Source organism: Magnetococcales bacterium (assembly GCA_015231925.1).
Taxonomy (GTDB): domain Bacteria; phylum Pseudomonadota; class Magnetococcia; order Magnetococcales; family JADGAQ01; genus JADGAQ01.
On the sequence record JADGAQ010000329.1, the window covers coordinates 1 to 2,747 of the forward strand.

The following is a 2,747-nucleotide window of genomic DNA, read 5'->3' on the forward strand; positions in this document are numbered from 1 at the left end:
GCACCCGATAGCCTACGGCCAGAATGGCGTCCAGATTGTAATGCTCGATCAGGCGAGCCACCTCCCGGTCGCCCTCCCGACGAACTATCCGGAATTTCCGGATAGTTGACTCTGGGGTCAATTCCCCCTCCTCGAAAAGGTTCATCAAGTGCTCGCTGATGGTGCGGATATCTTTCTGAAACAAGTCGGCCATCAACGCCTGGGAGAGCCATAGGGTCTCCTCCACAAAGCGGCACTCCACCCGTGTGCGACCGTCCTCGGTTTCGTAGAGCAGGATTTCACCCGTGGGTTGAGAGGTGTCCCCATTCATAGCGATTCTCCCCCTCACAGGCTGCGAATCCCGGCCAGTTCGCTGGCGGGCAGGTTTTGCTCCAGGATGGCGGCCAGATTGGTCTTGGCCACGTCGTCGAAGGCACTGTCCCGGAAGACGAAGGTGGTGGACACCGCCGGGGCCAGTTCCCGCCGCCAATCCAGGAGGCCCTGGGCCAGGGGTTCCACCTCCTTGCGGGTAATTTTCTCCGCCAGACACACCAGCAACGCCCCCCCGCCGATGGCATGGACCGCCTTTTGGGCGATGGTCCGGGTTTCCATGGGCACGGTCAGTTCCAGCCCCAGCTTGAGCAGGAGTTCGAACAGGAGATCCTGTTCGGAGCGATCCGGGAGGATGTGATCGACGTGATCCAGCAGGGTTCGGTTCAGGTCTGCGGGGTTGGGATCCCAGGGCTTGAGATTGCTGGCGTCCAGCTTGAAGACGCGGAAACCAGTGTCGCCATGGAAGAGAGGATTTTCTTCCCTGATTTTCTTTCCTGCACGGCGAAGACGTTCCTTGGTCAGTTCCGCGATTGTGCGAGGTTTGCCGAGTTTGTCGCAAAAGTCGGCGGCGGTTTTCTGATCTTTGTTGGAAGGGTCAAGGGGTTCTGGGAGTTGGACAAGGATATAACGGCGGTTTCCACTATCGACTGAATTCTGCGCTATTACTGCATGCCCCTCTGTGCCAGACCCTGCGAAGAAATCACAAACCAAATCATCCGGCCCAGTGAGATAACCAGTAAGCCTGCGCAGGTCGCCAACTGGTTTAGGATTATCAAAAATACGCTTTCCATCAAATAGTGCATTGAACTCATTCGCCGATGTTTGAGCATAGCTGTAATGCACACTGACTAATACCTGATCGGTATTTTCAAAAAGATTAGTACGGACGCGCGGAACCGTTGTTTCGTCTAGTCCAAAAACAATCCGACCTGTAGCTACCTCTTCCCAGAATCGCTCCCGAGTCGGATACCGCCATCCACTTATCGGCAGTTTGCAAGGAAGTTGGGTGCCAGGATGCAAAACTTCGTATCTTGGCCCATCACCACCGGGCCAGTTAATATTTCCATCATCACGAAACGGCCCTTTTACATCGACCTTGGTGAACCGTTTGAGCGGTGCTCTTGGATCTTCATCTGATATCGTTTTATAAAACTCCAGCAACCCCTCACGAATGGCGGTCCAATCGGTAGCATGTAATTGTTTAAGTCGATCAAATTCAGCCTTGACGTCCTCAACGCCATCCTTCTCTCCACGAAATATAATTTGATTTTCGGACAGAACTCCCTTGTTCTTTGCATATACAGCCATATACTCGTGTCCTACTGAAAAATACTTCGCATCATTCTTGCGGTTTCGATCCCATACAAGCGTAGCAAGAAAATTCTCTTCACCAAACACTTCATCAAGCATCCGACGTAAATTGGAAAATTCTGCATCATCAATACTGACCAAGATGACACCATCAGCTCTCAATAGATTTCTCGCCAACCGCAACCGGGGATACATCATATTCAACCAATCGGTATGGAACCGCCCACTGGCCTCGGTATTGCTGGACATCCGCCGTCCCTCGCCATCCACCTGCCCGGTCAGTTCCAAATAGTTGCGGAGGTTGTCCCGGTAGTCGTCCGGGTAGACGAAATCCTTGCCGGTGTTGTAGGGCGGATCGATGTAGATCAGCTTGACCTTGCCCGCGTAGCTCTTCTGCAAGAGCTTCAGCACCTCCAGATTGTCCCCCTCGATCATGAGGTTTTGCGTGGTCTGCCAGTCCACGCTCTCCGCCGGGCAGGGGCGCAGAGTGCCGGTGGAGGGGGTCAGGGCCAGTCGGCGGGCCTGACGCTTGCCATGCCAGTTGATGCCGTACTTTTCCTCCCGCTCGTCCACATGGCCGCCCAGCAACTCCTTGAGCACCGCAAAGTCGATCCTGCCCTCGGTGAAGGCCTCCGGGAACAGGGCCTTGAGCCGCTCGACGTTCTCCACCAGCAGGTCGGCACTTTGCATTTCGGGGTCGTTGGGGGTCAGTTTTTTCATCACACAATCCTGTTCAAAGTGAGGGGACCAGCAGAGACAATTGCGACTCGATCCGCTTGATCTCCAGATTCAACTCCACCCGGCGGTTGAGCTGCTTCTCCTTGCCCGCCTGGCTCCGCAATCGGACCATCTCCCGTTCCAACCGGGCGTGTTCATCGAGAGCGGCCCGGCGGGCCAAAGTTTGTTCCGGCGACTCCGGAGGCATGAACTGGCCGGTGATGCGGGCGGCGGCAAGGGCCTCGATCCGCTCCATCCATCCCTGATAAAGGGCGTGGAGGTTCGCCGCAGACTGCGCATCCAGAGCCAGGGAGGCCATGAATGCGGTATCCAGGGAGGAGTCCGCCAGCAGCGTGATCCCGACCATCTCCCCATCCAGCACCACCTTGCCCGCTTCCCCCTGGGAA

3 protein-coding genes are annotated in these 2,747 nt (G+C 55.8%); all 3 read right to left on the minus strand.

What is annotated here, in order from left to right; genetic code table 11:
- The coding region (locus HQL56_19450; GenBank protein MBF0311692.1) for a virulence RhuM family protein at positions 1 to 310 on the minus strand (310 nt) is incomplete at its 3' end.
- 14 nt (positions 311 to 324) lie between these two features.
- Positions 325 to 2,343, minus strand: coding sequence for a site-specific DNA-methyltransferase (locus tag HQL56_19455; protein MBF0311693.1), 2,019 nt, complete (start codon positions 2,341 to 2,343; stop codon positions 325 to 327).
- A gap of 13 nt (positions 2,344 to 2,356) precedes the next feature.
- A partial coding sequence (locus HQL56_19460) for a DUF4391 domain-containing protein (protein MBF0311694.1) occupies positions 2,357 to 2,747 on the minus strand: 391 nt, incomplete at its 5' end.

Excerpts from the sequence above, each read along its gene's own strand:
- HQL56_19455 (MBF0311693.1), bottom strand. The coding sequence starts at position 2,343 with ATGAAAAAACTGACCCCCAACGACCCCGAAATGCAAAGTGCCGACCTG.